Origin of the sequence: Citrobacter pasteurii, from assembly GCF_019047765.1 — a bacterium.
Taxonomy (GTDB): Bacteria; Pseudomonadota; Gammaproteobacteria; order Enterobacterales; family Enterobacteriaceae; genus Citrobacter; species Citrobacter pasteurii.
Window position 1 is genome coordinate 2,246,386 of sequence record NZ_CP077262.1, and the last position, 26,124, is coordinate 2,272,509.

Annotated in this window: 31 protein-coding genes, 3 tRNA genes and 1 pseudogene; 22 read left to right on the top strand and 13 right to left on the bottom strand. The window is 50.6% G+C overall.

The genetic code is table 11. The features are described from left to right. Nucleotides 1-213 precede the first annotated feature (213 nt). The gene (gene fliE / locus I6L54_RS10905) at nucleotides 214-528 is read left to right on the top strand and encodes a flagellar hook-basal body complex protein FliE (RefSeq protein WP_005127749.1); all 315 of its coding nucleotides are present in this window, start codon (nucleotides 214-216) and stop codon (nucleotides 526-528) included. Between the two features lie 57 nt (nucleotides 529-585). Here the strand turns inward: fliE and yedF are convergent, their stop codons facing one another. Both yedF and yedE read right to left on the bottom strand, forming a co-directional pair. Continuing rightward, on the bottom strand, nucleotides 586-819 hold the full coding sequence (gene yedF / locus I6L54_RS10910; protein ID WP_000790504.1) for a sulfurtransferase-like selenium metabolism protein YedF: 234 nt from the start codon (nucleotides 817-819) through the stop codon (nucleotides 586-588). Further along, nucleotides 816-2,021, bottom strand: coding sequence for a selenium metabolism membrane protein YedE/FdhT (yedE, locus tag I6L54_RS10915; RefSeq protein ID WP_005127748.1), 1,206 nt, complete (start codon nucleotides 2,019-2,021; stop codon nucleotides 816-818). Before yedE ends, yedF begins: the two co-directional genes overlap by 4 nt. A 185-nt stretch (nucleotides 2,022-2,206) precedes the next feature. Here yedE and yedD point away from each other — a divergent pair, with 185 nt between their 5' ends. After that, the gene (yedD, locus tag I6L54_RS10920) at nucleotides 2,207-2,620 is read left to right on the top strand and encodes a lipoprotein YedD (protein ID WP_005127747.1); all 414 of its coding nucleotides are present in this window, start codon (nucleotides 2,207-2,209) and stop codon (nucleotides 2,618-2,620) included. 40 nt (nucleotides 2,621-2,660) lie between these two features. Here yedD and amyA read toward each other — a convergent pair whose 3' ends face one another. From amyA to fliD, 4 genes are all read right to left on the bottom strand, one after another. Then, nucleotides 2,661-4,148: an alpha-amylase gene (amyA, locus tag I6L54_RS10925; protein ID WP_005127746.1), complete on the bottom strand. Its 1,488-nt coding sequence runs from the start codon at nucleotides 4,146-4,148 to the stop codon at nucleotides 2,661-2,663. 68 nt (nucleotides 4,149-4,216) lie between these two features. After that, on the bottom strand, nucleotides 4,217-4,588 hold the full coding sequence (fliT, locus tag I6L54_RS10930) for a flagella biosynthesis regulatory protein FliT (protein ID WP_005127745.1): 372 nt from the start codon (nucleotides 4,586-4,588) through the stop codon (nucleotides 4,217-4,219). Further along, nucleotides 4,588-4,995 carry a flagellar export chaperone FliS gene (gene fliS, locus I6L54_RS10935; protein WP_005127744.1) on the bottom strand — a complete coding sequence of 136 codons (408 nt, stop codon included), beginning with the start codon at nucleotides 4,993-4,995 and terminating at the stop codon, nucleotides 4,588-4,590. The genes fliT and fliS overlap by 1 nt, the downstream gene beginning before the upstream one ends. A gap of 15 nt (nucleotides 4,996-5,010) precedes the next feature. After that, nucleotides 5,011-6,414, bottom strand: a complete 1,404-nt coding sequence (gene fliD, locus I6L54_RS10940; RefSeq protein ID WP_040232447.1) for a flagellar filament capping protein FliD — start codon at nucleotides 6,412-6,414, stop codon at nucleotides 5,011-5,013. A gap of 255 nt (nucleotides 6,415-6,669) precedes the next feature. Between fliD and I6L54_RS10945 the strand changes: the two genes are divergently transcribed. From I6L54_RS10945 to sdiA, 8 genes are all read left to right on the top strand, one after another. Then, nucleotides 6,670-8,175 carry a FliC/FljB family flagellin gene (locus I6L54_RS10945; protein ID WP_040232444.1) on the top strand — a complete coding sequence of 502 codons (1,506 nt, stop codon included), beginning with the start codon at nucleotides 6,670-6,672 and terminating at the stop codon, nucleotides 8,173-8,175. A 162-nt stretch (nucleotides 8,176-8,337) separates the two neighbouring features. Then, complete coding sequence (gene fliA / locus I6L54_RS10950; protein ID WP_005127740.1) at nucleotides 8,338-9,057, top strand: RNA polymerase sigma factor FliA; 720 nt, start codon at nucleotides 8,338-8,340, stop codon at nucleotides 9,055-9,057. A 57-nt stretch (nucleotides 9,058-9,114) separates the two neighbouring features. Continuing rightward, a complete protein-coding gene (fliZ, locus tag I6L54_RS10955) occupies nucleotides 9,115-9,666 on the top strand; it encodes a flagella biosynthesis regulatory protein FliZ (protein WP_040232441.1) in 552 nt (183 codons plus the stop codon). A gap of 214 nt (nucleotides 9,667-9,880) precedes the next feature. Further along, on the top strand, nucleotides 9,881-10,681 hold the full coding sequence (tcyJ, locus tag I6L54_RS10960; protein ID WP_005127738.1) for a cystine ABC transporter substrate-binding protein: 801 nt from the start codon (nucleotides 9,881-9,883) through the stop codon (nucleotides 10,679-10,681). 107 nt (nucleotides 10,682-10,788) lie between these two features. Further along, complete coding sequence (dcyD, locus tag I6L54_RS10965) at nucleotides 10,789-11,775, top strand: D-cysteine desulfhydrase (RefSeq protein ID WP_040232440.1); 987 nt, start codon at nucleotides 10,789-10,791, stop codon at nucleotides 11,773-11,775. A gap of 21 nt (nucleotides 11,776-11,796) precedes the next feature. Further along, nucleotides 11,797-12,465: a cystine ABC transporter permease gene (gene tcyL, locus I6L54_RS10970; protein ID WP_005127736.1), complete on the top strand. Its 669-nt coding sequence runs from the start codon at nucleotides 11,797-11,799 to the stop codon at nucleotides 12,463-12,465. Further along, nucleotides 12,462-13,214 (top strand): L-cystine ABC transporter ATP-binding protein TcyN, encoded by a 753-nt coding sequence (gene tcyN / locus I6L54_RS10975; protein WP_005127735.1) that lies wholly within the window; start codon nucleotides 12,462-12,464, stop codon nucleotides 13,212-13,214. The genes tcyL and tcyN overlap by 4 nt, the downstream gene beginning before the upstream one ends. Nucleotides 13,215-13,445: 231 nt before the next feature. After that, nucleotides 13,446-14,168, top strand: coding sequence for a quorum-sensing transcriptional regulator SdiA (sdiA, locus tag I6L54_RS10980; protein WP_040232439.1), 723 nt, complete (start codon nucleotides 13,446-13,448; stop codon nucleotides 14,166-14,168). Between the two features lie 66 nt (nucleotides 14,169-14,234). Here sdiA and I6L54_RS10985 read toward each other — a convergent pair whose 3' ends face one another. From I6L54_RS10985 to I6L54_RS24680, 3 genes and pseudogenes are all read right to left on the bottom strand, one after another. After that, a complete protein-coding gene (locus I6L54_RS10985; protein WP_005127733.1) occupies nucleotides 14,235-14,459 on the bottom strand; it encodes a DUF2594 family protein in 225 nt (74 codons plus the stop codon). After that, on the bottom strand, nucleotides 14,456-14,569 hold the full coding sequence (locus I6L54_RS24675) for a hypothetical protein (protein WP_137378369.1): 114 nt from the start codon (nucleotides 14,567-14,569) through the stop codon (nucleotides 14,456-14,458). The genes I6L54_RS10985 and I6L54_RS24675 overlap by 4 nt, the downstream gene beginning before the upstream one ends. Further along, a pseudogene (locus tag I6L54_RS24680) lies at nucleotides 14,542-14,622 on the bottom strand (hypothetical protein); the annotation flags it as partial. The pseudogene I6L54_RS24680 and the gene I6L54_RS24675, both read right to left, overlap by 28 nt. A gap of 297 nt (nucleotides 14,623-14,919) precedes the next feature. Here I6L54_RS24680 and uvrY point away from each other — a divergent pair. The 6 genes from uvrY (at nucleotide 14,920) to I6L54_RS11020 (ending at nucleotide 18,461) form a co-directional block, all read left to right on the top strand. Then, entirely contained in the window at nucleotides 14,920-15,576 is a 657-nt protein-coding gene (gene uvrY / locus I6L54_RS10995) for a UvrY/SirA/GacA family response regulator transcription factor (protein WP_040232437.1), read from the top strand. Beyond that, nucleotides 15,573-17,405: an excinuclease ABC subunit UvrC gene (gene uvrC, locus I6L54_RS11000; protein ID WP_040232435.1), complete on the top strand. Its 1,833-nt coding sequence runs from the start codon at nucleotides 15,573-15,575 to the stop codon at nucleotides 17,403-17,405. Before uvrY ends, uvrC begins: the two co-directional genes overlap by 4 nt. A gap of 55 nt (nucleotides 17,406-17,460) precedes the next feature. Continuing rightward, nucleotides 17,461-18,009 carry a CDP-diacylglycerol--glycerol-3-phosphate 3-phosphatidyltransferase gene (gene pgsA, locus I6L54_RS11005; RefSeq protein WP_003030490.1) on the top strand — a complete coding sequence of 183 codons (549 nt, stop codon included), beginning with the start codon at nucleotides 17,461-17,463 and terminating at the stop codon, nucleotides 18,007-18,009. 151 nt (nucleotides 18,010-18,160) lie between these two features. Continuing rightward, nucleotides 18,161-18,236: transfer RNA gene (locus tag I6L54_RS11010), tRNA-Gly, on the top strand. Between the two features lie 52 nt (nucleotides 18,237-18,288). Then, nucleotides 18,289-18,362 (top strand) — tRNA-Cys (locus tag I6L54_RS11015). Nucleotides 18,363-18,374: 12 nt separating this feature from the next. Continuing rightward, nucleotides 18,375-18,461: transfer RNA gene (locus tag I6L54_RS11020), tRNA-Leu, on the top strand. 168 nt (nucleotides 18,462-18,629) lie between these two features. Here the strand turns inward: I6L54_RS11020 and I6L54_RS11025 are convergent. Next, nucleotides 18,630-18,968, bottom strand: a complete 339-nt coding sequence (locus I6L54_RS11025; RefSeq protein WP_072041470.1) for a hypothetical protein — start codon at nucleotides 18,966-18,968, stop codon at nucleotides 18,630-18,632. Between the two features lie 217 nt (nucleotides 18,969-19,185). On the opposite strand from I6L54_RS11025, the gene I6L54_RS11030 reads away from it, so the two are divergent. Next, a complete protein-coding gene (locus I6L54_RS11030; RefSeq protein WP_040232433.1) occupies nucleotides 19,186-19,656 on the top strand; it encodes an SRPBCC family protein in 471 nt (156 codons plus the stop codon). A 120-nt stretch (nucleotides 19,657-19,776) separates the two neighbouring features. Here the strand turns inward: I6L54_RS11030 and I6L54_RS11035 are convergent, their stop codons facing one another. Beyond that, nucleotides 19,777-20,796 (bottom strand): patatin-like phospholipase family protein, encoded by a 1,020-nt coding sequence (locus I6L54_RS11035; RefSeq protein WP_040232431.1) that lies wholly within the window; start codon nucleotides 20,794-20,796, stop codon nucleotides 19,777-19,779. A 310-nt stretch (nucleotides 20,797-21,106) separates the two neighbouring features. On the opposite strand from I6L54_RS11035, the gene I6L54_RS11040 reads away from it, so the two are divergent. The 4 genes from I6L54_RS11040 to I6L54_RS11055 all read left to right on the top strand — a co-directional run bounded on the left by I6L54_RS11040 (nucleotide 21,107) and on the right by I6L54_RS11055 (nucleotide 23,734). After that, nucleotides 21,107-22,249, top strand: a complete 1,143-nt coding sequence (locus I6L54_RS11040) for a transglutaminase-like domain-containing protein (protein ID WP_040232429.1) — start codon at nucleotides 21,107-21,109, stop codon at nucleotides 22,247-22,249. After that, nucleotides 22,227-22,583 (top strand): mercuric transporter MerT family protein, encoded by a 357-nt coding sequence (locus tag I6L54_RS11045; protein WP_040232426.1) that lies wholly within the window; start codon nucleotides 22,227-22,229, stop codon nucleotides 22,581-22,583. The genes I6L54_RS11040 and I6L54_RS11045 overlap by 23 nt, the downstream gene beginning before the upstream one ends. Then, entirely contained in the window at nucleotides 22,580-22,861 is a 282-nt protein-coding gene (locus I6L54_RS11050) for a heavy-metal-associated domain-containing protein (RefSeq protein WP_005127723.1), read from the top strand. The genes I6L54_RS11045 and I6L54_RS11050 overlap by 4 nt, the downstream gene beginning before the upstream one ends. A gap of 207 nt (nucleotides 22,862-23,068) precedes the next feature. Continuing rightward, nucleotides 23,069-23,734 (top strand): YecA/YgfB family protein, encoded by a 666-nt coding sequence (locus tag I6L54_RS11055; RefSeq protein WP_005127722.1) that lies wholly within the window; start codon nucleotides 23,069-23,071, stop codon nucleotides 23,732-23,734. Between the two features lie 93 nt (nucleotides 23,735-23,827). Here the strand turns inward: I6L54_RS11055 and tyrP are convergent, their stop codons facing one another. Beyond that, nucleotides 23,828-25,039, bottom strand: a complete 1,212-nt coding sequence (tyrP, locus tag I6L54_RS11060) for a tyrosine transporter TyrP (RefSeq protein ID WP_005127721.1) — start codon at nucleotides 25,037-25,039, stop codon at nucleotides 23,828-23,830. 233 nt (nucleotides 25,040-25,272) lie between these two features. Between tyrP and I6L54_RS11065 the strand changes: the two genes are divergently transcribed. Beyond that, complete coding sequence (locus I6L54_RS11065; RefSeq protein ID WP_005127720.1) at nucleotides 25,273-25,512, top strand: YecH family metal-binding protein; 240 nt, start codon at nucleotides 25,273-25,275, stop codon at nucleotides 25,510-25,512. Nucleotides 25,513-25,557: 45 nt separating this feature from the next. Here I6L54_RS11065 and ftnA read toward each other — a convergent pair whose 3' ends face one another. After that, complete coding sequence (gene ftnA / locus I6L54_RS11070) at nucleotides 25,558-26,055, bottom strand: non-heme ferritin (RefSeq protein ID WP_005127719.1); 498 nt, start codon at nucleotides 26,053-26,055, stop codon at nucleotides 25,558-25,560. Nucleotides 26,056-26,124 lie beyond the last annotated feature (69 nt).

The window sequence follows — 26,124 nt, forward strand, 5'->3', positions numbered from 1 at the left end:
GCACCTCGTGGCTTATCGTGGACGGCGTTTTTTGCAAAGTGGAACAAGACTCACTCCCGGGTCAGCAAACTCGAAAAATTGACGGTCTCATTATTTGCGGTTTCGAATTTTTCTATGCGTTAAAAACCGAGGTTTTTTATCGTTATTTAGCGCCTTTATCTTATTGACGAACTGGTAATCTCTGCTACGTAAAAAATCATCCAGGGGATCAGAATGTCGGCAATACAGGGGATTGAAGGGGTTATCAGTCAGCTACAGGCCACGGCAATGTCAGCGAAAATGCAGGATGTGCAGCCACAATCGACCGTGAGTTTTGCCGGTCAACTGCACGCGGCATTGGACAGAATCAGTGATGTGCAAACCGCCTCTCGCGTTCAGGCTGAAAAATTTACCCTGGGTGAACCAGGCATTGCGCTGAATGATGTGATGACCGATATGCAGAAAGCGTCGGTTTCGATGCAGATGGGCATTCAGGTGCGTAACAAACTGGTATCAGCATACCAGGAAGTGATGTCGATGCAGGTGTAGGTGCAACAAGCTGAGAATGTAGGCCGGATACGCACAGCGCTATCCGGCAAACACTTATTATTTTTGAATCAGATAGCGAATAGTTGGTCCATCCTGCTGAATATCCAGCACCGTATACCCATGGTTACGCGCATCCAGCGGAATATTGTTGATTGACTGCGGGCAATCGCTGACCACTTCCAGAATTTCACCTTTCTTCAACTGCGGCATGGCTTCCAGCGTGGCGACCGCCGGGTAAGGACACGGTTCACCGACCATGTCGAGGCGATAATCAGGTACGATATTTTTCATGCGGATTCCTTAGCAGGCGTCAGCCCGGCGCGGCGGAAGAAACGTTTTTCCCAACCGATGATGAGCATCAATGCGATAAACAACAGCAGATAAGTCACCAGTAGCCCGCCGAGCGGCCCAAAGGTGTCAAGCAGATTCACTTTATCCCAGCGAGTGGCAAGGGCAGGGGCAAAGTCATCCCAGTAGTAAGCCAGAATGGTCGAGCCGATAACGTTACCCAGTCCCACCCACCAGTAATGCACCTGGCCCTCAACCGCGCGGTACATCCAGCCGGTCTCACACCCGCCCGCCAGCACGATACCGAAACCAAACAGTAAGCCGCCGATCACCGCATTTGGACCGGCCCACATAATCTTCGGCTCAACGCCCAGCTGCACATAGCTAAAGATACCAATGGCGCTCACCGCCATGCCGAAGATAATGGCTTTTGCCATATGGGTGCGCCCGGAAATCCACAGATCGCGGAAGGCCGAGGTAAAGCAGATTTGCGCCCGTTCAATCAGCAGGCCGAACCCAACGCCAAACAACATGGCCAGACCCAGCTTCGGCTTGTCCATTGCGGTCAGCAGCGCCCAGCCGATCATGCCGATAAATACCAGCATACCGAGGCGGAAACGACGACGCGCTTGTTCAGGTTTTTGCGTCAGCGGCGAGGCGGCGGAAACTTTCTGCATTTTAACCGGAATACGAAACATCGGTAGCAGGGTAAAGCGGGCGCCAAACCATGAACCCATTGCCGTCGCCAGCGCGAAGAACCAGGCATGCAGCGAGAACTGTGGAATACCGGTAAAAAACGCGGCCAGGTTACAGCCCATTGCCAGACGGGCGCCGAAACCGGCGATCATCCCGCCGACCACCGCCTGCAGAATACGGATCCGACTGCGCGGCATGCGTAATTTGACGTTGTTGGCCCACAGCGCGGCGGCAAAACAGCCGCCGAACATACCGAGGATCATCATCCCGTCGATACGGGTCAGGGGCGAGCCTTCGAGGTGGATCAGTTTATAGTATCCCCACTCTTCGGCGTGCACGCCAAACAGTTGCAGGATTTGCCCACCCCAGCGGGTAAATTCGCCGGTAACGGCCCAGAAGGTTCCCGTAATGCCGAAATAGTAAGTGGAGAGAATACCCGCTGCGATAACCGCAGGGGCAGGGGCCCAAAATTTAATTAACCAGGCCTGTTTGAAGTGTTGCCATGACATGCGTTTTGACTCTGAACTCAGAAGGTATGTAACAAGAAGCGTGGATATTACACCGATCAGAATTTTTGACTATGAGTAATAAGAGGTAACACCGTCGGGATCAATCTTTCTCCGGGCTGCCGAAAGGCTGGCGACATCAGGGCTTTAATGCCACAATCCCTTTTTCTTCGCATGCAGGATGAATGATGAAAAAATTAGCAATTGTGGGTGTATTGTTGGTGCTTGCCGGCTGCGCCGAAGTACAAAATTATAATGACGTGGTGAAAACACCAGCCCCTGCCGGTCTGGCAGGTTACTGGCAGTCTAAAGGTCCGCAGCGCGCGCTGGTGAGCCCGGAAGCGATTGCCAGTCTGATTGTCACGAAAGAGGGGGATACGCTGGATTGCCGTCAGTGGCAGCGAGTGATTGCCGTCCCCGGGAAATTGACCATGCTTTCCGGTGACCTCACCAACGTGACGGTGAAACGCGAGCTGTATGAGATCGATCGCGATGGCAATACGCTGGATTATGACGGTATGACGCTGCAACGGGTGGATCGCCCGACGCAGGAGTGCGCCGATGCGTTAAATAAAACGCCGTTGCCTACGCCACTGCCATAAGCCGTACGCCCCGGTAGCCAATGGCCACCGGGGTTAAGTTTTAAATCACTTCTTCAATCACCCACACGCTGACGCTCCCGCCGTTGCAATAAAACGTTGCTTCGCCGTTTTCATCGGTGACCACGCTTTCCTCGCGATTTCCCAGATAATCACGCCAGGTTTTATTGCCGTAATTCGCGCCGAGATTGATGGTCTTTTCTCCGTCATCGCCGTTAGACAGAACAACCACGCAGCCGGGATCGTCGTCCGTTCCGCTGCGGCTAAAGGCGATACAGTTAGGATGATCGAAAAAGAGCGTCTGTACCCCGTGCGCGAAGCGCTGACGTGCGAGGATCAATTCATCAAGTTGTTCAATAATCGGCATATCGATGGTGTAGGTTTCGCCATCACCGCCAGTATCTTCATAGTGTGCGCCATAGAGATCGGGGTAGAACACTGATGGCACGCCGTTTTCGCGCAGCAGGATCAGCGCGTAGGCCAGCGGCTTAAACCACGGCTCGACCGGGGCTTCCAGCGCCTGTAACGGCTGGGTGTCATGGTTCGCAACCAGCGTCACCGCATGAAAGGGATCGGCCTCCACCAGCGTATCGGTGAAAATCTGGCTCATGTCATAATCGCGCCCCTGGCGGGACGCTTCGTGAAACTTCATCTGCAAAGGGGCATCAAACAGCATGGTTTTCCCCTCGACCTGGTTAATATAGGTTTGCAGTTTATCGACCTCATGGGACCAGTATTCCGCGACGATAAACAGCGGTTTGGGAGCGACTTCCTGGACGTGCTCGATCCACTCTTTATAGAACCATGCCGGGATGTGTTTGACGGCATCCAGGCGAAAACCATCGCAATGGGTTTGATCCATCACCCACCGTGCCCAGTATTTGAGCTCTTCGGTCACGGCATGATTGCGAAAATCGATATTTTCGCCCATCAGATAGTCAAAGTTGCCCAGTTCGTCATCGACCTGATCGTTCCAGCCTTCGCCGGTATAATCATTAACGATTTTAAAAATGCCGTCCTCGGTGGGATTTTCAATATGATCGATGCCGTTAAAGCATTTGTAGTCCCAAATGAATTGAGAGTACTGACCCGCACGGGCAGGGAAGGTGTACCGCGTCCAGGCCTCGCATTCGACAATCTCGTCATCTATCTGTGTACGGTCATCGGCGTTTACGCGCTGAACCTGAATGTGTTCTTTCTCATCGGCTCCCATTTTGTGGTTGACCACCACATCCAGCAGTACCGCGATATCGTTGTGCTTTAACGCGTCGATTGCCGCCAGTAACTGATTTTTATCGCCGTATTTGGTGGCAATAGTGCCTTTCTGGTCGAATTCGCCTAAATCAAACAGATCGTAGGAGTCATAGCCAACGGAGTATCCGCCGGACGCGCCTTTATAGGCTGGGGGCAGCCATACCATATTGATGCCGATATCGTTAAGTCCACCCGCGCGTGCGGCGAGTTCCGACCAGAGCTGGCCGCCATCAGGGTAATACCAGTGGAAGTACTGCAATAAGGTGGGATTTTTCATCTTCCATACTCCAGAAGCCGTTTGGCCGACTTCTGGAGTATGGAGGATTTTTCAGACGTAACGGGAAATTATTGTGGGGCAGTTGGGGCATCAGGAACCAGCAACATACCGGAAAGCCGACCGTAGGCGTTATTTAGCGTCTTCTGGCGGGTTGACTGACCGATCAGCGTACTGAGTTCATCCAGACGCTGCTGCAGTAATGCTTTAAGCAACTGTTCGTTATCCAGCGTCTGTTTAATATACCCGGCAATCAAATCCTGAACGCTTCGCGTAATGCCTGATGGAGTTTGTTCTTCCATGACCACTTCAATACTTTGCAGATAGGTAACTTCCTGTTCCAGTAAAAGGTCCCATTCACCTCGCTGTGCCAGTTCCAGCAGCGAGTGACTGAGCAGCGCAATGCGCTGCCAACGGTTGATAAACTCCACGGCTGAGGTCATTAACGGGACTCCTGGGACGACGCGTTTGGTGAGATCTGTTTCCAGGCATCCGCGATGTTTCCGAGCAACCCTTCGACTTCTTCAATCGCCTGACAATCATTATTTAGATTTGCGTGTAATAAACGGCGAACCATATAGTCGTACAACGAAGAAAGATGGGTGGCGATCTCTCCTCCTTTTTCGTGGTCCAGACCCGCCTTCAAACCATTATCGATGATATTGATTGCCTTGCTTAATGCTTCACCTTTGGCAACGATATCGCCTTGCTGCATAAACAGACGAGCGCGCACCAGGGCGCTATGTGCGCCATCAAACAACATTTCGATCAACTGATGCGGGTTGGCGCTCATCACGGCGCTTTCCACGCTGACCTGTGCATAGGCTTTGGTACCGCTCGCGGTATACATGCTTACCTCGTGTTATCAGGAATTATTCATCGCTGAAAATTGTTGGCCCAGATAGGTACTGGTGCTGTTCAGCTTACTCATCATGGAATCGAGTTGGGTAAACTGTGCTTTATAGCGAGCCACGACTTCATCAATGCTGTTACTCACGGTCAGATACTGCTTTGTCAGCAGTTTCAGGTTGGCGTTAATATTGTCTTGCGCATTGTCGATAATACCGTCATCGGCCAGATAGCTTTTTACTTCGGTGGCAATCTTGGTGGTAATACCGGTTTCTTTGCCGTCACCCACCAACAGTTCACGGGTCGCTGCTGTGTTATCTTTCAGTGCCTTAGCCAGTTTTTCTTCATCAATTTTTAACTTGCCAGTGCCGCCATCCTGAGTAATGCCAATCTCAGACATGGTTTTAAACGGGGACTCGCTGCCGCTGTTAGCAAATGGCGCACGAATACCGTTTTGAATGGTACGGAGAACACTGTCGCCCAGTAACGCGCCGTTATCTGTACTGGCCGCTTCACCCGGTTCAACTTCTTTATATTTAGTCAGCGTACCAAAGGTATCCACCAGTGAGTTATAGGCTTCCACCCAGGCTTTAATTGCCGTTGTGGCCTTTTCATCACTTTTTGTTACCGTGATAGAGGCATCTTTGACTTCTTTGGTCAGTTGCAGCGTGATGCCCTGCGGTGCGTCAGTTACGGTATTGCTTTGACGTTCAATATCAATGCCGTTGACGGTCAGCTGCGCATTTTGCGCACCGACCAGTTGCTTCATTTTGCCGCTGCCCGCTTTGCTGTCATAGGACAGTAAATCGCTCAGTTTCGAATCATTCGAGACGGAGATGGTCATTTCGCTTTCAGTGCCGCTTTCCGCGGTTAACACCAACTGATAATCGTCTTCCTTAACCTTTACCAGACTTGCCGAAATACCGCTGTCCGCATCGTTAATGGCGTCACGAATATCCTCCAGAGAGGTTTCGCCTTTGCCTAACTTGATTTCCAGGGGTTCTTTACGACCCGGTTGTGAAATCGTTATGGTGCGTTCATCAACACTGGTATCGCCCAACTGTTCTTTGGTAGAGGTAATTTTGGACGTGGTTGATAGCGACTGTGCTTGTGCCAGTTTGGACACGCTGACGGTATATTTACCGGGAGCAGCACCGGCGGTTGTACTGACCTTTAAGTCTTCTGTGCTGCTGGTTGCCGTGGTGCTTTTAAACAGGTCGGCATTGTTCAGTGCGGTATTCGCCGTTTGAAATTTTTCTAATGCACTTTTCAGCGTACCGTACGCGGTCAGACGCGAGGTGTTAGCGCTCTGCTGCTGGGTAATGGGCGTTAAGCGCTTTTTCTCAGCAGTGGTTAAGTTTGTCAGCAATGTGTCCAGTGGTAAGTTCGAGCCAACGCCCAGTGATGTAAATGAAGGCATGCCTAATTCCTTGTGATTGCAAACAGTAGTTAACCGCTATATCGGCAATCTGCGCGCAAAGTTTAATAATAGTTTTGCAAAAATAATGCGCGGAATAGTGGTAATTAAAGCGGGTATTTCCGGGGCTAAGAAAAAAATGGGCGGAAAGTAAAAATTTTCTAAAGTTCGAATTTAAGGTGCCGATACATGGGTTACGGTCAGAAACCGTGGGCAACAGCCCAATAACATCAAGTTGTAATTGATAAGGAAAAGATCATGGCACAAGTCATCAATACAAACAGCCTGTCGCTGTTGACCCAGAACAACCTGAACAAATCTCAGTCTTCTCTGAGCTCCGCTATTGAGCGTCTGTCTTCCGGTCTGCGTATCAACAGCGCGAAAGACGATGCTGCAGGTCAGGCGATTGCTAACCGTTTCACCTCTAACATCAAGGGTCTGACTCAGGCGTCCCGTAACGCCAACGATGGTATCTCCATCGCGCAGACTACTGAAGGTTCTCTGTCTGAAATCAACAACAACCTGCAGCGTGTTCGTGAGCTGGCGGTTCAGTCTTCTACTGGTACCAACTCCCAGTCTGACCTCGACTCCATCCAGGCTGAAATCACTCAGCGTCTGAACGAAATCGACCGCGTATCCGGTCAGACCCAGTTCAACGGCGTGAAAGTACTGGCGAAAGACAACACCCTGACCATCCAGGTTGGTGCTAACGATGGCGAAACCATCGATATCAACCTGAAAGAAATCAACTCCAAAACCCTGGGTCTGGATAGCCTGAGCGTGCAGGATGGTTATAAGACGACTGCTGCTGAGGTTACGGCTCCTAAGACTTATAAAAATGGTGTGGACATTGTTGCACCTACTCAGACAGAAATTGATAACGCTGTTGGTGGTACTGCAGGCGAGGGTAAGGCGACAGTTGAGTTCAAAGATGGTCAACATTATGTAAATATCACTGGCTCAAGTAGTACCGACGCCGGTAAAGGTAACGGAATGTACAAAGCGACTATCAGCGACACTACTGGTGCCGTAGTGATTGGCGCTAAAGAGACAAATATTACTAAAGCTGAAACTACAACAGTAACAAAATATCAAGCTGAAGATTTTGCAGGCGGCAAGCCAGTGACTGAAGACGCAGCAAAAGCATTAGTTGCTGCTGGCGTTGTAGGTGCGGATAAGGATAATACTACTTTAGTCAAAATGTCTTTTGAAGACAAAAATGGCAAAGTTATTGATGGAGGTTATGCTCTGAGCTACAACGGTAAACAATATGCCGCTGAATATGATGAGAAAACCAGAACTATCACTGCTAAAACGGTTGCTTATACTGATGACAAAGGCGCTCCCCAGAAGGCAGCGATTCAGTTTGGTGGTGTGAACGGTAAAACCGAAGTGGCTAGCGTGGGTGGTAAAGAGTACCTGGCATCCAGTGTAAAAGATCATAACTTCAAATCGGGTGCCGCGCTGAACGAAGTTGCAAAAACCAAAACCGAAAGCCCGCTGGCTAAAATCGACGCGGCGCTGGCGAAAGTTGCTGACCTGCGCTCCGACCTGGGTGCGGTACAGAACCGTTTCAACTCTACCATCACTAACCTGGGTAACACCGTAAACAACCTGTCTGAAGCCCGTAGCCGTATCGAAGATGCTGACTACGCGACCGAAGTGTCCAACATGTCTCGTGCAAACATTCTGCAACAGGCGGGTACTTCTGTTCTGGCGCAGGCAAACCAAACCACGCAGAACGTCCTGTCTCTGCTGCGTTAATTTACACTTATCGCGCAAACCCCGCTCCGGCGGGGTTTTTTACATTCCGCTTTACCCGTAACCCCCAAATAACCCCCCATTTCACCCACTATTCACCCGATTAAAACCCCTGCAGAAACGGATAATCATGCCGATAACTCATTTAACGCAGGGCTGTTTATCGTGAATTCACTGTATACCGCTGAAGGTGTAATGGATAAACACTCGCTGTGGCAGCGTTATGTACCGTTGGTGCGTCACGAAGCATTGCGCCTTCAGGTGCGCTTGCCGGCGAGCGTGGAACTGGATGACCTGCTACAAGCGGGCGGCATCGGGTTATTGAATGCAGTTGACCGATATGACGCTTTGCAAGGAACGGCATTTACCACTTACGCAGTGCAGCGTATTCGTGGGGCTATGCTGGATGAACTACGCAGCCGGGACTGGGTGCCGCGTAGCGTTCGGCGCAATGCCCGCGAAGTGGCACAGGCGATGGGGCAACTGGAGCAGGAATTAGGGCGCAACGCGACGGAAACTGAAGTGGCGGAGCGTCTGGGGATCCCTGTACAAGAGTATCGTCAGATGTTGCTTGATACCAATAACAGCCAACTCTTCTCCTACGACGAGTGGCGGGAAGAGCATGGCGATAGTATTGAGCTGGTGACAGAAGAACATCAGCAAGAAAACCCGTTACAACAGCTTCTTGAGGGGAACCTCCGTCAGCGCGTGATGGATGCGATTGATGCATTGCCGGAGCGCGAGAAGCTGGTATTGACGCTGTACTATCAGGAAGAGCTGAATCTGAAAGAGATTGGTGCTGTTCTGGAAGTGGGCGAATCACGGGTCAGCCAGTTGCACAGCCAGGCTATCAAACGTCTACGCACCAAGCTGGGTAAGCTATAAGGGGTAATCTTTGCCCCTGAACAATGCCGCATAACGTATTGACTACCAGGAGTTCTCATGACGGTGCAGCAATCAAAAAGACGGCCACTAAGCCGCTACCTCAAAGATTTCAAACACAGCCAGACGCATTGCGCCCATTGCTTTAAGTTGCTTGACAGGATCACGCTGGTTCGTCGCGGGCAGATTGTGAATAAGATAGCCATCTCCCGCCTGGACACGCTGCTTGATGATGCTGAATGGGCGCAAGAGAAAAAAGAGTGGGTGGCGTTATGCCGTTTCTGCGGTGATTTGCATTGCAAAGAGCAAAGCGACTTCTTTGACATCATCGGCTTTAAACAATTTTTGTTTGAGCAAACCGAAATGAGCCACGGTACGGTGCGCGAATATGTTGTTCGCCTGCGTCGTCTCGGCAATCATCTGACTGAACAAAAAATTTCTCATGACCTGCTGCAGGAAGGGTTCCTCGACGAAAACCTCGCCCCGTGGCTGCCAGAAACCAGCACCAATAACTACCGCATTGCGCTACGTAAGTATGAGCAGTTTAAAGCCCATACACATATGGGGCATATGCAGAAATCCGCCTGGACAGCCAGTTCTGATATATATTAAAAACGAATAAGGTGTAACAGAGTGGTGTTTGTGGATCATGACAAACGCTCTACACTACGGTCATATACACGTCATCCTTCAAGCTGTCTCTGCGTTGGCGCCCCAGTCACTTACTTTAGTAAGCTCCTGGGGACTTACTCGCTTGCCGCCTTGATGCAACTCGAATGATTTTGTGGATAAATAGCAGTCACTAATGACAATATTCGGGGTAACTATGAAATTAGCACTTCTGGGACGTCAGGCGCTGATGGGTGTAATGGCTGTTGCACTTGTCGCTGGTATGAGCGCAAAAACATTTGCGGACGAAGGTCTGTTAAATAAAGTGAAAGAGCGCGGCACGCTGCTGGTGGGGCTTGAAGGGACTTACCCCCCGTTTAGTTTCCAGGGTGACGATGGCAAACTGACTGGTTTTGAAGTGGAATTTGCCGAGGAGCTGGCTAAACATCTGGGTGTGAAAGCCTCGCTCAAGCCGACCAAATGGGACGGCATGCTGGCGTCGTTAGATTCCAAACGTATCGATGTGGTGATAAACCAGGTAACCATCTCTGACGAACGTAAGAAGAAATACGATTTCTCTACCCCGTATACGGTTTCTGGTATCCAGGCGTTGGTGAAAAAAGGTAACGAAGGCGTTATTAAAACCGCGGCGGACCTGAAAGGTAAAAAAGTCGGTGTTGGGCTTGGAACCAACTACGAAGAGTGGCTGCGTCAGAACGTGCAGGGCGTAGATATTCGTACCTATGATGATGACCCGACCAAATATCAGGATCTGCGCGTAGGCCGTATCGATGCCATTCTGGTTGACCGTCTGGCAGCGCTGGATCTGGTGAAGAAAACCAAAGACACACTGGCCGTGACCGGTGAAGCTTTCTCCCGCCAGGAATCTGGTGTGGCGCTGCGTAAAGGCAATGAAGATCTGCTGAAAGCCGTGGATGCAGCCATTGCCGATATGCAAAAAGACGGCACGCTGAAAGCCCTGTCCGAAAAATGGTTTGGAGCGGATGTGACGAAATAATCGGCATCCGATGAAAAAAGGCGCCTTTAACAGCGCCTTTTTTTATTTCATTGCGCCTGAGCGTGCATAATAAAAAGAACATCACAACAACGAATACCGGAGGCTGTATGCCGCTGCATAACTTAACGCGCTTTCCACGTCTGGAATTTATTGGCGCGCCAACGCCGCTCGAATATCTTCCACGTTTCTCCGACTACCTCGGGCGCGATATTTTCATTAAACGCGATGACGTCACGCCGATGGCGATGGGCGGCAATAAACTGCGCAAACTGGAATTCCTGGCCGCAGACGCGCTGCGTGAAGGCGCAGACACATTGATCACCGCAGGGGCTATCCAGTCGAACCACGTTCGTCAGACTGCGGCGGTCGCGGCTAAGCTTGGCCTGCACTGCGTGGCGCTGTTGGAAAATCCGATTGGCACCACGGCGGAAAACTATCTCACCAATGGCAACCGTCTGCTGTTGGATCTGTTTAATACGCAGATCGAAATGTGTGACGCGCTAACCGATCCGAATGCGCAGTTGCAGGAGCTGGCGACGCGCATTGAAGCGCAAGGGTTCCGCCCGTATGTGATCCCTATTGGGGGCTCTAATGCTCTGGGGGCGATGGGTTATGTGGAAAGCGCGCTGGAAATTGCCCAGCAGTGTGAAGGGGCCGTTTCGCTCTCTTCCGTGGTGGTCGCGTCGGGCAGTGCGGGAACGCACGCCGGGTTGGCGGTGGGTCTGGAGCAACTGATGCCGGATGTTGAGCTTATCGGTGTCACCGTTTCGCGCAGCGTTGCTGACCAAAAACCAAAAGTCGTTGCGTTGCAGCAGGCCATTGCCAGTGAGCTGGAGCTGACTGCGGCGGCAGATATTTTACTGTGGGATGATTACTTTGCGCCGGGTTACGGTACGCCAAATGAAGAAGGCATGGAGGCGGTAAAACTGTTGGCTCGTCTGGAGGGCATTTTGTTGGATCCGGTGTATACCGGTAAAGCGATGGCAGGCCTGATTGACGGTATCAGCCAGAAACGCTTTAAAGACGAAGGGCCAATCCTCTTTATTCATACCGGTGGGGCACCTGCGTTGTTTGCCTACCATCCACATGTATGACAACCAGGTAGAAAAATACTCATGCAAGAAAGTATCCAACTGGTCATTGATTCGCTGCCGTATCTGCTGAAAGGGGCGGTATTTACGCTCCAACTGAGCATCGGCGGGATGTTTTTTGGCCTGGTGCTGGGGTTCATCCTGGCGCTAATGCGTTTGTCGTCACTGTTACCTGTGCGCTGGCTGGCGCGCTTTTATATCTCTATCTTTCGCGGCACACCGTTAATTGCCCAGCTGTTTATGATCTACTACGGTCTGCCGCAGTTTGGTATTGAGCTGGATCCGATTCCCGCAGCAATGATCGGTCTGTCGCTGAATACCGCGGCTTACGCGGCAGAAACGCTGCGTGCGGCCATCTCCTCCATTGATAAAGGTCAGTGGGAAGCCGGGGCGAGTATCGGTATGACGCCATGGCAGACGATGCGCAGGGCGATTCTACCGCAGGCTGCACGCGTGGCATTGCCGCCGCTGAGCAACAGTTTTATCAGTCTGGTGAAAGACACATCACTGGCCGCGACCATCCAGGTCCCGGAACTGTTCCGCCAGGCGCAGCTGATTACTTCACGCACGCTGGAGGTGTTTACCATGTATCTGGCGGCCTCGCTGATTTACTGGATCATGGCGACGGTGCTTTCTGCGCTGCAGAACTATTTTGAAGAACAGCTCAACCGCCAGGAGAGAGATCCGAAATGAGTACTATTGAAGTCAGAAACCTGGTGAAAAAATTTCACGGGCAAACGGTACTGCACGGCATTGATCTGGACGTTAAGCCTGGTGAAGTCGTGGCGATTATCGGGCCGAGCGGTTCAGGCAAAACCACGCTGTTGCGCAGTATAAATTTGCTGGAACAACCGGAGGCGGGCACCATCAAGGTTGGAGACATTACCATTGATACCGCACGTTCCTTAAGCCAGCAGAAAGGACAGATTCGCCAGTTGCGCCAGCATGTGGGGTTTGTGTTCCAGAACTTTAATTTATTTCCACATCGCACAGTACTGGAAAACATTATTGAAGGTCCGGTAATTGTGAAGGGCGAACCGAAGGCGGAAGCGACAGCGCGCGCGCGTGAACTTCTGGCAAAGGTTGGGCTTGCGGGTAAAGAGAGCAGCTATCCACGGCGGTTATCCGGCGGTCAGCAGCAGCGAGTCGCTATTGCCCGGGCGCTGGCTATGCGTCCGGAAGTTATTCTTTTTGATGAACCGACCTCCGCGCTTGACCCGGAACTGGTTGGCGAAGTACTTAATACTATTCGTCAGCTGGCGCAGGAAAAACGCACCATGGTCATTGTGACGCACGAAATGAGTTTTGCGCGTGACGTTGCTGACCGGGCGATATTTATGGATCAGGGCAAGATAGTGGAGCAGGGGCCTGCAAAATCATTATTCACGCATCCGCAGCAACCGCGAACCCGTCAGTTTCTTGAAAAGTTCCTGATGCAATAAAAGGTCAGAGAGCACTCATCGAAATATTTTTTTTGGTGAGTGCTTGTTGCATAACTATTTATAATTGCTGCTTTATTATTATTGCTTCATCCTGCCAGCATTGTGGGCTGTTACGTTACACTCAAGTAATTTCTTATTTGTCCGATAATTTGCATATATAAAATACATTTATGTGTTAGCTTGTTTCATACATTTGGATGATTATCAATCTCAGGGGCATTACCACTTAGTATGCAGGATCATGATTTCTTCACCTGGCGACGGAGCATGCTGTTACGCTTTCAGGAAATGGCGGCGGCAGAGGATGTCTATGACGAATTACAACATCAGACGCAGCACTTAGAGTTCGACTTTTATGCGCTCTGCGTCCGGCATCCCGTACCCTTTACCCGACCTAAAACGGTACTTCATACGACGTATCCCAAAGCATGGGTCGCACATTACCAATCCGAAAATTATTTCGCTATCGATCCGGTACTGAAACCCGAAAACTTCAGTCAGGGCCACTTACCGTGGGATGACGCCTTGTTCCGTGACGCACAACCGCTGTGGGACGCCGCGCGTAATCACGGTCTGCGCAAGGGGATGACGCAATGCCTAATGTTGCCAAATCGGGCGCTAGGCTTTTTGTCCGTGTCACGCGCAAGCGTGCGTAATGGCCGCTATGCGCAGGATGAAGTCGAGCTCAGGATGCAACTGCTGATACGAGAAAGTCTGTCAGTACTTATGCGGCTGGAAGATGACATGGTCATGGCGCCGGAGATGCGTTTTAGCAAGCGCGAAAAAGAGATTCTGAAATGGACCGCTGAGGGGAAAACCTCTTCCGAGATAGCAATGATTCTGTCGATCTCTGAAAATACCGTTAACTTTCATCAGAAGAATATGCAGAAGAAGTTTAACGCGCCAAACAAAACACAGATTGCTTGTTATGCTGCCGCAACGGGGCTTATCTGAATAAAATGTCGTTCTGAGTGTCAGACGCAAAACCGGCTGAGAGCATCGCTGTCAGCCGGTTTCTTATCACTGACGATAGGCCTGTTTAATTTGTTTAACAGTGCTGGTAAATACCGCGGCCTGTGTTTCGTCCTCAATCAGCGCGATCTGTTTTTCCATTTTAAGAATCACGCGTCCTGCATCGGCTTGTCCCATTGCCTGCAGCATAAGCGTTAACATGGCCTTCAGGCAGGTGACTTCATTAGCCAGTTCTTGATTATTCTCAGCAGTGGAAAAATCAGGCGTACTCATTTATTTTCCTCGTTATGTTTCAATGAAAAAGTGCGATGGCAAACGTCAAGGCGGCGGAGTATACCATAAGCTCGGCTAAAAATATCTGAGGTTGTTTTTTGCGCAAACAAAACCCAATGAGATTAAAATAAACAAGATGTTGCAGTGCATATATTTTCTCCATTCATTGTTTATTCCGAGTATTTCACTCGTTAATTATTGTTACAAGCTTACCTTCCTATTTAGCATTCGACGTAAGAATATGAATTTTTTGTCACTATTCTGAAACAGCTATGCAGATATAAGCACGGGCAAACGCCCTTCAACCGTGAAAGTTTCCACGGTTCGTACAATCTAATTTCCAAAAACGAGAGCAAAATCGAAAGTCGGGTGTTTTTTAGATTTCAAAGTTGAGATAAAACCCGTTAACATAGGACCGATTAACTATCGGTAGCGTTATCCCTATTCTGGAGATATTCCTTTGATCAACGTTTTTCTTGTTGATGACCACGAACTGGTGCGCGCAGGGATACGACGCATTCTGGAAGATATAAAAGGCATTAAAGTTGTCGGCGAGGCGTGCTGCGGCGAAGATGCGGTCAAATGGTGCCGCGTTAACGCCGTCGACGTTGTGCTGATGGACATGAATATGCCCGGTATTGGCGGTCTGGAGGCAACCCGCAAAATTGCGCGTTCCTCGGCTGACATTAAAGTGATCATGTTGACTGTTCATACCGAAAACCCATTGCCGGCAAAAGTTATGCAGGCGGGAGCCGCGGGCTATCTCAGCAAGGGGGCCGCCCCTCAGGAAGTCGTGAGCGCGATTCGTTCGGTCTTTTCCGGGCAGCGCTACATTGCTTCCGATATTGCTCAACAAATGGCGCTTAGCCAGATTGAGCCAGAGAAAACGGAAACCCCGTTTGCCAGTTTGTCTGAACGCGAGTTGCAGATTATGCTGATGATCACCAAAGGCCAGAAGGTCAATGAGATCTCAGAACAACTGAATCTTAGTCCCAAAACAGTGAACAGCTACCGCTATCGAATGTTCAGTAAATTAAACATTCATGGCGATGTGGAGCTGACTCACCTGGCAATTCGCCATGGCCTGTGTAATGCGGAGACATTAACAAGCCTGTGACCGAACAGTTCGATGCTAAAGCGTTTCTGAAAACCGTGACCAGCCAGCCTGGCGTCTATCGTATGTACGATACCGCCGGGACGGTTATCTATGTCGGTAAAGCGAAAGACCTGAAAAAACGGCTCTCCAGCTATTTCCGCAGCAACCTTGCGTCGCGTAAAACCGAAGCGCTGGTGGCACAAATTCAGCAGATTGATGTCACGGTGACGCACACCGAAACTGAAGCATTATTGCTAGAGCACAATTACATCAAGTTGTACCAACCGCGCTATAACGTATTGCTGCGCGATGATAAATCCTATCCCTTTATTTTCCTCAGTGGCGATACCCATCCGCGTCTGGCGACGCATCGCGGCGCGAAGCATGCTAAAGGTGAATACTTTGGACCGTTTCCTAACGGTTATGCCGTCCGCGAGACACTGGCACTATTGCAGAAAATTTTCCCAATACGTCAGTGCGAAAATAGCGTTTATCGCAACCGTTCACGCCCGTGTTTGCAATATCAGATTGGCCGCTGCCTTGGGCCTTGCGTCGCCGGTCTGGTGAGTGAAGAAGAGTACGCGCAGCAGGTCGACTACGTACGGCTGTTTTTATCCGGCAAAGACGATCAGGTGTTAACGCAACTGATAACCCGGATGGAGAAGGCCAGTCAGAACCTTGAGTTTGAAGAGGCCGCGCGTATCCGCGACCAAATTCAGGCGGTTCGCCGTGTCACTGAAAAACAGTTTGTTTCCAATACTGGCGACGATCTGGATGTTATCGGCGTGGCATTTGATGCCGGAATGGCCTGCGTACACGTCTTGTTCATTCGTCAGGGCAAAGTGTTAGGCAGTCGCAGCTATTTTCCTAAAGTACCTGGGGGAACGGAACTGGGCGAGGTGGTTGAAACCTTCGTTGGGCAGTTCTATTTACAGGGTAGCCAGGTGCGTACCTTGCCTGGTGAAATCCTGCTTGATTTCAATCTTAGCGATAAGACGCTGTTGGCTGACTCTTTGTCTGAACTGGCCGGGCGGAAGATTAACGTCCAGACGAAGCCGCGAGGCGATCGTGCCCGATATCTGAAGCTGGCGCGTACCAATGCGGCTACGGCGTTAACCACCAGGCTTTCCCAGCAGTCCACTATTACCCAACGTCTGACGGCGCTGGCATCCGTGCTGAAACTGCCTGCGGTGAAACGCATGGAGTGTTTTGACATTAGCCACACAATGGGCGAGCAGACCGTTGCCTCCTGCGTGGTTTTTGATGCTAACGGGCCGCTGCGTGCGGAGTATCGTCGCTATAACATTACGGGTATTACACCGGGTGATGATTACGCGGCGATGAACCAGGTACTGCGTCGGCGTTATGGTAAGGCAATAGAAGAAAGTAAGATCCCGGATGTTATTTTGATCGACGGCGGTAAAGGCCAGCTAGGGCAGGCGAAAGCTGTTTTTGCTGAACTGGACGTGCCCTGGGATAAACAGCACCCTCTGTTACTGGGTGTGGCAAAAGGGGCAGATCGCAAAGCCGGCCTGGAAACCCTGTTCTTTGAACCGGAAGGCGAGGGGTTTAGCCTGCCGCCGGACTCCCCTGCGTTGCACGTTATTCAGCATATCCGCGATGAGTCTCACGATCACGCCATTAGCGGACACCGTAAAAAACGGGCGAAGGTGAAAAGCACCAGCACGCTGGAAACCATCGAAGGCGTTGGCCCTAAGCGCCGACAAATGTTGCTGAAGTATATGGGGGGTTTGCAAGGGCTTCGTAACGCCAGTGTCGAAGAAATTGCAAAAGTGCCGGGTATTTCGCAAGCTCTGGCAGAAAAGATCTTCTACTCGTTGAAACATTAGGCCCTCTGTAGCAACATAGGGGTAATTTCACTGACAACAGATAGTTATCCGTCATATGCAATTTAATATCCCTACATTGCTCACGCTGTTTCGCGTCATTCTGATCCCATTCTTTGTATTGGCGTTTTATCTGCCATTCACTTGGGCTCCCTTCGTTTGTGCGCTGATTTTCTGTATTGCAGCCGTTACCGACTGGTTTGACGGTTTTCTGGCGCGCCGCTGGAACCAAAGTACACGTTTCGGGGCGTTCCTCGATCCGGTGGCAGATAAGGTTCTGGTGGCTATCGCGATGGTGCTGGTGACGGAGCACTACCATAGCTGGTGGGTGACATTGCCAGCCGCCACGATGATCGCGCGTGAAATTATCATTTCAGCGCTGCGTGAATGGATGGCAGAACTTGGCAAGCGTAGCAGTGTGGCGGTGTCGTGGATCGGTAAAGTCAAAACAACATCGCAAATGGCGGCGCTGGCATGGCTGCTGTGGCGTCCAAATATCTGGGTAGAGTATGCCGGGATTGCACTTTTCTTTGTCGCCGCGATTCTGACTTTATGGTCAATGTTCCAGTATTTGAGCGCCGCACGGGGAGATTTGCTTGATCAGTGATCGTTTCGCCGCAAATTTCAGCAAACGATCGTCAGTGGTGAAAAATATCGTTGACTCATTGCGTCAGGTAAGTAGAATGCAACGCATCGAACGGCAGCACTGATTGCCAGACGATAACAAAATCAAGTGATTAACAAAGTTACTTGGTGATGCGGGAATAGCTCAGTTGGTAGAGCACGACCTTGCCAAGGTCGGGGTCGCGAGTTCGAGTCTCGTTTCCCGCTCCAAATTTAAAACATCGGCATTTGCGGATGTTTGGCTGTAAAGCCAGAAGATTTCGGCGCGTTAGCAAAGCGGTTATGTAGCGGATTGCAAATCCGTCTAGTCCGGTTCGACTCCGGAACGCGCCTCCAATTTCTTCCCGAGCCCGGATGGTGGAATCGGTAGACACAAGGGATTTAAAATCCCTCGGCGTTCGCGCTGTGTGGGTTCAAGTCCCACTCCGGGTACCATGGGAAAGAACAGAATAATCAAAGCAATAAGCAGTGTCGTGAAACCACCTACGGGTGGTTTTTTTGTGCCTGAAACTGACTGACAGCTAATAGCTTGCGTCGCAATACCCACCAATAAAGCAAAACCGCCAAAACGCCCAATTCACTAACATGATTTAGCCCATTCGTTTATCGGCGAATAGGCGCGCTCAGCATAAACCCTCCGCGGGCAGGGTTGTTCATGAACCCATCACGGGCGGGGTTATGGTTCTGAAAACCGCTCATTATGAGGGGATCGTTAATGCCATCCTCAATCGCAAAGGATCTGTGGATCCGGTTACGGGCTCTGAGCGTAAACGCAAAATCATCTGCTCCGCCAATCACAATAACGCCATTGCCGACAGCTAACGCAGCACTCAACTCTTGCTCTCGTTGAGCCTGACGTTGCAATGCGCCGGCTGCAACAGATGAAGATGCCAACAGCAGTAGTGCAAGGACGGCGCATGAAAATACCCGTGGTAGTTTCATGATAAATACTCATAAATAATGTGGCTATTAAAGTATAGCGTTTGATGACGCTCTTATCCGGGCGGTAAATAACCATTTTCTGGCAGCTGAGGCGGTGATTTTGGGGGGACTGGCCGTGTAATTAAACACTATAATAAAAACAGCTCACAGGTGATTATGCCTGTTCGTAGCACAGGCAGGTGCCGCAGATTTTTCACCCCATAGGGGAGAGAAGGCGATGGCTGACTATCAGTTTTCCACGGTCTGGCAGGTTGAGGCTTCACTGCAGGATGTCTGGGATGTTTTCTCCCACCCGGATCAGTGGCCAGAATGGTGGAGCAGCCTTGAGCGTGTTGTTGAGATCAAGAAAGGCGATATACAGGGGGTCGGAGCGTTGCATCGTTACACCTGGAAGGGGGTACTTCCGTATCGTTTAACCTTTGATATCAATGTATTAACTATTTTGCAGTACGCTCTTCTTGAAGGTGCTGCCAGCGGCGAGGTTGAAGGGCGCGGGGTATGGTCTTTTATTGATACCGGTAGGGAGACTATTGTCAGGTACGACTGGAATGTACGAACCACGATTCGCTGGATGAATATACTTGCCCCGCTGGCGGCACCGGTATTTCGCTGGAACCACGATACGGTAATGCGCGAGGGGGCGAAGGGATTAGCCCGTAAACTTGGCACCCATGTGTATATATTTTGATTCAGAGCCTATCCCATTAGGGCTATTTACTTGCCATTTCACCGCTGGGCGGTGCTCAAACTGTTTGCGTCAATAACACTTGCTGGACAGGTTCTTCGTCCTCTGTTCTCAGGGGCAGTTTTAGCCCTGAAAGTTAAAAATCCCGCCGTTGCTAACTAGCAATGTGGCAATTTCATTTAACGTGTTGTCGAATGCTGCTGCATTTTGCAGTCCTGCGTTATGCAGCCGTTCTAAATTCTCTCGTGATGCGTTATCCAGCGTTGGATCGGCATCATATAATTCGGGTTGAAGCCTGTAATATTTCGCATTTTTTACCGTTGAGGCGATTTGTTGTAAATAGTAGGCAGTCATCTGCGGACCACCTTCGAGCGCGATATCGATAGCGGGTTTCGCCCAGCCAAAGGGGCCCCAGTCTTTAACCTCTGAATATGAATAGCCCTGCAGTTTTTTACCGGTACCCAGAGAGACAATGATCATGTCTTTGATGCCAGCGACGTTTGAAAACTTAATCGCCTCGGAATAGGCACACAGTGCTGGATCGTTCGCCACGACACCACCATCGACCAGGACATACTTTTGCGGCAATGGGGGAAGCGAGTAAATCCGCGCTGCTTCGAAGTACGTCGGTGCTGCGGAGGTAGCACGTAAAACATCTCTGACCAGAAAATCCCGTTTTTTGGCTACGGCAGAGTGTTGTTTGAAGATCACCGGAAGACGACTGCTGACATCATAAGCAACAATGCAGGTTGGTTTTAATAATTCACTCAGTTTTGTATCACCGAAGGCTGTTTTTAATACTCGCTCCAGTTCCGTTGCCGGATATTTTTCATCACTTACACCGCCTAATGAACTGATGGTTTTCCAAATGCCGACGTCAAAAATCTCATCGCCGTCCTGAAGATAGAAGTTGACGGCTTCCTGAGCGGAAAATTTGGGGGTTCCTGTCGCGTCGGGACACACATAAGCAGAACAGAGGATGGCGCCAGTACTGGTGCCTGCGACTAAATCGAAATAATCAGCGATTCTTGCTGTTGGTTTTTTTTCTTTATCTTGTAACTTCTTCTCCAGTGCGACTAATAGCATACCTGGCAGGATGCCTCTGATGCCACCGCCATCAATAGACAGTATTCTCATCGCCATTTTGACTTCCCCTCAGTGTATGAAACATGAAAGCGGGGGACTACATGTGGAAGTGCCTGCGTTTAAATATAGACAGGTTTTCGGCGGTGTTTCCTTAATAAGAATGGGGGATCTTCATGCCGCCATTACTGTACTTTCTAGCCGGTAAATGGCTTAATGGCGGCCACGTAGTTTCTTATTTCATTCACAGTTAACAGGTCTGTTATTGGTGAATAGCCTCCATCGATTCACCTTTTTTATCAGCGTCTGTCTACTGTGATGATCGCATACGGTTTCCGTAGCACAACTCTTACAACATGGACAGACACCAATGCAACGTCGACAATTTCTCAAAAATAGCGTTCTCCTTTCCGCCGCCGGTTTAGTCGGCCCAGCGGTTATCAGCCAGACGGTAAGGGCCGCAGAACTTTCAGTCGCGCCAGCCACTCGTCGGCGCTTTGTGCTAACGCAAACGTATAAGCTCAACCCACCAAAGGGTTCGAATGGTGTCGTGAAGTTGTGGATCCCTTTGCCGGTCGATACCGCATTCCAGCAAATGATAAGTCTTGCTTTTAGCGGCAATTATAAACAGGCGTATGTCACAACCAACAATGTCTATGGCGCAAAAACGTTGTTTGCAAGTTGGCCTGACTCGCAGGGAGAGTTGCTGATCAAGGTTGATCTCGACATTGAGACAGCCGATTGGGAACCACTGCAGCATGACGCGTTAAAAAACTGGCAAGCACCGGAACAGATTACTTATCCGCTGGATGCAAAACCGTATCTGCTGCCAACAACGCACACCCCGATTGATGGGCTGGTTCTGGAAACAGCGCGTAAAATTACCGGTAATGAACAAGATCCGCTGAAAAAAGCTCGCCTGATATATGAGTGGGTGAGCAGTCATATGGAGCGTGATAATGACGTTATCGGCTGCGGAACCGGGGATGTAGCGGAGATTTTGAAAAGCGGGAAGCTCAAGGGCAAATGCACCGATATGAGCTCCGTTTTTGTCGCCCTGGCCCGAGCCAGCGGCATTCCTGCTCGTGAATTGTTCGGGATTCGTCTGGGGAAAGCAAACAAACTGGAGCGCTACTCAAAAAGCGCATTTGGCAAAGCCGACAGTGCAGGTGTTGCTGATGTTAGCGGGGGTCAGCACTGCCGTGCGGAGTTCTACCTGGCGGGTTACGGCTGGTTACCGTGCGATCCGGCCGATGTGACCAAAATGCGTCTGGCGGAGAAAAAAACGCATCAGGATGCGGACGTCCAGGCGGTGAATACCTATCTGTTTGGCAACTGGGAAATGAACTGGGTTGGCTTCAACTATGGTCGTGACTTTGAACTGTACCCGGCTACTGAGCAGGGAGCAATGAACAACTTTGGTTATCCTTATGCTGAAGTAGACGGTGACCCCATCAATTTCTATGACCCGAAAGCGTTCTCTTACCACTATGTCGCAACAGAACAACGCTAAAGGGGCGGGATTGACCCTGCTGACGGCCGCCGCGGCTGCCGTCACAGCTGGCTTATGTTGCGTCGGACCGCTGCTGTATCTGCTGTTTGGTATTTCGGCGGCGAGCTTTGCCGTGTTCACTCAGTTTGAGTTTCTGCGCGTTCCCCTGATGTTGCTGTCCTTAGGGCTATTATTACGTGTTTTCTGGCGACTCTACTTTTCAAAAAAGCTATGGTGCTCCGGATGGTTGTCCCTGAAGCAAGCGCGCGTTATCTACTGGTGTGCGTTGGCGCTGATTCTGCCCGTGTTGTTTTACCCCACGATCGTGGCCTGGTTTTATGAGGTGTTTGAGTGAAGATTATTACGTTAATCGCATGTTTGCTGTTGCCATTGTGGACTCTGGCTGCCAATCAGAAAGTGGTGCTGGATATCCAAAATATGACCTGCTCGTTATGTGTCATTTCGGTCAATCAGGCGCTACGTGAAACTGATGGGGTGATTAAGGCCAAATCTTCGCTCAAGACCCGGCAGGCAGAGGCTATCGTCCCGGAGGGATTTTCCACCGACACGCTACTTAACGCGGTGGCGAAAACGGGATATACCGCAACGTTGAACCGTATTGAGCCACAATAAACCACCTTCGGGTGGTTTTGTTCTGTTTTCCGCGTATGATGCCCGGCGGCTGATGCTGCCTTTTGTGCGTTAACTACCGGAATTACCCTCGTTTCCTGTTAACCTGAATTGGCGGTACCTGTAAGCCGCTCATGCCCATTTGGATCTGTTATCCCCCCAGCCATGTAAGATAATCACAGGCGAGAATTTTTACTAAGGAAAAGCGTTATGAAAACGGGACCACTAAACGAGAGCGAGCTGGAATGGCTGGATGATGTGCTGACTAAGTACAATACGGACAAGTCTATTCTGGATGTGTCAGAGCTGGATGGCTTACTGACGGCGGTGCTCAGTTCACCGTATGAGATCGAGCCGGAGCAGTGGCTGGTCGCTATCTGGGGCGGTGCACAGTATGTTCCGCGCTGGTCCTCCGAAAAAGAAATGGCGCGTTTCATGAATCTGGCGTTCCAGCATATGGCGGATACGGCCGATCGTCTGGATGAGTTCCCGGAGCAGTTTGAACCGCTGTTCGGCCTGCGTGAAATTGAAGAGCATGAGCTGACTATTGTAGAAGAGTGGTGCTTTGGCTATATGCGAGGCGTCGCGTTGTCGGATTGGTCAACGCTACCTGATTCACTGAAACCCGCTCTCGATGCTATTGCGCTACATGGGACAGAAGAAAACTTCGAGGTGGTGGAGAAACTGACGCCAGAGGCATTTGAAGAGAGCGTGGATGCCATTCGTCTGGCGGCTCTGGATCTGCACGCTTACTGGATGGCGCATCCGCAGGAAGCACCGGTTAGCGTCCCGGTAAAAGTTGATGCCAAAGTGGGGCGCAACGACCCATGCCCGTGCGGCAGTGGTAAAAAATATAAACAGTGCTGCCTGCATTAAGGGAGAGGGGCGTAAGCCCCTTTTACTTTAATGCGCTTCTGGCAGAGTCAATGGTAGGCCTGATAAGCGAAGCGCCATCAGGCAAAATCCCCGTTAACCCACTTCAGGCAGCAGCCCTGCGGCAATAGAAAACTGCACGGCTATCACCACGATACCGCAAATAAAGACCAGCGCCAGCGCTGGCGTGCCGCCCACTACGCGGTAGTTTGCCTGTGGGTTGTGCTTTCTGCTCCGCCAGGCCAGCATGGAGGGGATCAACAGAGCCAAAACGGCCAGAGCAACGCCTGCATATCCCAGCGCCATGACAAAACCTCGCGGATAGAAAAGAGCAAATGCCAGCGGTGGCAGGAACGTCACGACGCCAGTTTGCATCCTGCCAGCCACAGTATTACGGCGCTGAAAGAGATCTGCCAGGTAATCAAATAATCCCAGTGCGACACCGAGGAAAGAGGTTGCCAGTGCGAGATCGGCAAACAGATGCACAGCCAGTTCGACGTGCGGCGAAGCCACGACTTCACGTAATGCCTGTAACAAACCGTTTAAGCCAGCGTGATTGGCTAAGAGCCCCATAAACGTTGACGAGTTAATGCTACCGAGCGTGGCCAGTTGCCAGAAAATATAAGCCACTAACGGGATGGCGCTACCGCTGATAAACACCCAGCGCAGTTTACGGATGTTGCCGTTCATGTAGCTGACGATGCTGGGCACGCTACCGTGAAAACCAAATGAGGTAAAAATAACCGGGATCGCGGAAAGCGCAAGGCCTTGTTGAAGCGGCAGGGTAAGCAAGTTCACCTTATGAATATGCGGCATCAACAGCGCGAGCATTGCCACCAGGAAGATGATTTTGGCGCTGAACAACAGACGATTGAACAAATCAACCAGTGAAGTCCCGACGCACACTACGCCACCGGCAACAAAGGTGAACAGCAATACGCCTGTGGTGGGCGAGATGCTGGTTCCGGTCCAGTCGCTGATGCTAGAGGCCAACAGCTCGCCTGCACCGCTGATGTAGGCGGCGGTCAGGGCATACATCAAGAACATCATGCTAAAGCCCGTTACCCACTGCCCGTATCGACCAAGATAGCGTTTTGCCAGTGTGCCAAGCCCGGTGTCTGCCGGTACATGTTGGTACACTTCAAGCAGCAACAGTGCGGTATAGCACATCAGGGCCCATAGCCCAACTAACAACACCAGCGTGACGCTAAACCCCACGCCTGCCGCCGCCAGCGGCATTGCCAACATACCGGCACCAATCGTGGTTCCCGCCACGATAAAAATACTACCCAGGGTTCTGTTTTTCACGCTTTCCTCTGTCCCAGAGATAATCAACGGTTATATCTGCGGCGCAGGTTAAGGCATAACGCTATTTTCGTCAAATCACCGTTACAATCGCTGTATATTAATATTTACAGTTGGCTGGGGTTAAGATGTATTAAAAATGATATTTATCTGCGCTCTGCCCGCATAAACCTGCGTTAGCGCAAAGCAGCATTGTACGGTTCACATTAGGCTACGGGCTTTATTGAGGAGGTAGTATGGAATCTATTCACGGTCACGAGGTGCTCAACATGATGATTGAATCTGGTGAGCAGTATTCACATGCCAGCCTTGAGGCGGCGATTACCGCGCGTTTTGGCGAGCAGGCACGTTTTCACACCTGTTCAGCAGAAGGCATGACGGCGGGCGAACTGGTCGCGTTTTTAGCGGCGAAAGGGAAGTTTATTGCCAAAGAAGACGGCTTCTCTACGCATGAAAGCAAGATCTGCCGCCACTAAGATTCTCGAATAACGGTGGCAAACGGCCACCGTTACCCAACAACATTAATTCTGTGTATCAAGGGTTGCCAGTTCTTTATCGATGAAATAAAGACCTTCGCCGCTTTTACCGGCCAGCGATAGCTTATCGATGACAGATTTAAATAATTTCTCTTCTTCGTGCTGCTCAGCAACATACCATTGCAGGAAATTAAAGGTCGGATAATCCTGGTGGGTCATTGCCGCATGCGCCAGTTCATTAATTTTCTGCGTGATCAATTGTTCGTGCTCATAGGTGACACGGAACAGTTCATCCAGGGACGCATATTCTGCAAACGGTGAAGAAACGGTATTAATACGCGGCAGGCTGCCGGTATCCGTCAGGTAATCGAACAGACGCTGCATATGCGTCATCTCTTCCTGGGCGTGGCGACGCAGAAACGCGGCGGCACCTTCAAAGCTGTGATAGCTGCACCACGCACTCATCTGTTGGTAGAGCAGGGACGAATATAATTCAAGATTCATTTGCTCATTCAGTTTATCGATCATTTCTGTTTTCAGCATGGTTCTGCTCCACGAACGGTATTATATATTGACGTGGCGCCACTATAAGTTGTTATTTAATTATTTGCA

Excerpts from the sequence above, each read along its gene's own strand:
- fliE (WP_005127749.1), top strand. The coding sequence starts at position 214 with ATGTCGGCAATACAGGGGATTGAAGGGGTTATCAGTCAGCTACAGGCC.
- yedF (WP_000790504.1), bottom strand. The coding sequence starts at position 819 with ATGAAAAATATCGTACCTGATTATCGCCTCGACATGGTCGGTGAACCG.
- yedE (WP_005127748.1), bottom strand. The coding sequence starts at position 2,021 with ATGTCATGGCAACACTTCAAACAGGCCTGGTTAATTAAATTTTGGGCC.
- yedD (WP_005127747.1), top strand. The coding sequence starts at position 2,207 with ATGAAAAAATTAGCAATTGTGGGTGTATTGTTGGTGCTTGCCGGCTGC.
- amyA (WP_005127746.1), bottom strand. The coding sequence starts at position 4,148 with ATGAAAAATCCCACCTTATTGCAGTACTTCCACTGGTATTACCCTGAT.
- fliT (WP_005127745.1), bottom strand. The coding sequence starts at position 4,588 with ATGACCTCAGCCGTGGAGTTTATCAACCGTTGGCAGCGCATTGCGCTG.
- fliS (WP_005127744.1), bottom strand. The coding sequence starts at position 4,995 with ATGTATACCGCGAGCGGTACCAAAGCCTATGCACAGGTCAGCGTGGAA.
- fliD (WP_040232447.1), bottom strand. The coding sequence starts at position 6,414 with ATGCCTTCATTTACATCACTGGGCGTTGGCTCGAACTTACCACTGGAC.
- I6L54_RS10945 (WP_040232444.1), top strand. The coding sequence starts at position 6,670 with ATGGCACAAGTCATCAATACAAACAGCCTGTCGCTGTTGACCCAGAAC.
- fliZ (WP_040232441.1), top strand. The coding sequence starts at position 9,115 with ATGACGGTGCAGCAATCAAAAAGACGGCCACTAAGCCGCTACCTCAAA.
- tcyJ (WP_005127738.1), top strand. The coding sequence starts at position 9,881 with ATGAAATTAGCACTTCTGGGACGTCAGGCGCTGATGGGTGTAATGGCT.
- dcyD (WP_040232440.1), top strand. The coding sequence starts at position 10,789 with ATGCCGCTGCATAACTTAACGCGCTTTCCACGTCTGGAATTTATTGGC.
- tcyL (WP_005127736.1), top strand. The coding sequence starts at position 11,797 with ATGCAAGAAAGTATCCAACTGGTCATTGATTCGCTGCCGTATCTGCTG.
- tcyN (WP_005127735.1), top strand. The coding sequence starts at position 12,462 with ATGAGTACTATTGAAGTCAGAAACCTGGTGAAAAAATTTCACGGGCAA.
- sdiA (WP_040232439.1), top strand. The coding sequence starts at position 13,446 with ATGCAGGATCATGATTTCTTCACCTGGCGACGGAGCATGCTGTTACGC.
- I6L54_RS10985 (WP_005127733.1), bottom strand. The coding sequence starts at position 14,459 with ATGAGTACGCCTGATTTTTCCACTGCTGAGAATAATCAAGAACTGGCT.
- pgsA (WP_003030490.1), top strand. The coding sequence starts at position 17,461 with ATGCAATTTAATATCCCTACATTGCTCACGCTGTTTCGCGTCATTCTG.
- I6L54_RS11025 (WP_072041470.1), bottom strand. The coding sequence starts at position 18,968 with ATGAAACTACCACGGGTATTTTCATGCGCCGTCCTTGCACTACTGCTG.
- I6L54_RS11030 (WP_040232433.1), top strand. The coding sequence starts at position 19,186 with ATGGCTGACTATCAGTTTTCCACGGTCTGGCAGGTTGAGGCTTCACTG.
- I6L54_RS11035 (WP_040232431.1), bottom strand. The coding sequence starts at position 20,796 with ATGGCGATGAGAATACTGTCTATTGATGGCGGTGGCATCAGAGGCATC.
- I6L54_RS11040 (WP_040232429.1), top strand. The coding sequence starts at position 21,107 with ATGCAACGTCGACAATTTCTCAAAAATAGCGTTCTCCTTTCCGCCGCC.
- I6L54_RS11045 (WP_040232426.1), top strand. The coding sequence starts at position 22,227 with ATGTCGCAACAGAACAACGCTAAAGGGGCGGGATTGACCCTGCTGACG.
- I6L54_RS11055 (WP_005127722.1), top strand. The coding sequence starts at position 23,069 with ATGAAAACGGGACCACTAAACGAGAGCGAGCTGGAATGGCTGGATGAT.
- I6L54_RS11065 (WP_005127720.1), top strand. The coding sequence starts at position 25,273 with ATGGAATCTATTCACGGTCACGAGGTGCTCAACATGATGATTGAATCT.
- ftnA (WP_005127719.1), bottom strand. The coding sequence starts at position 26,055 with ATGCTGAAAACAGAAATGATCGATAAACTGAATGAGCAAATGAATCTT.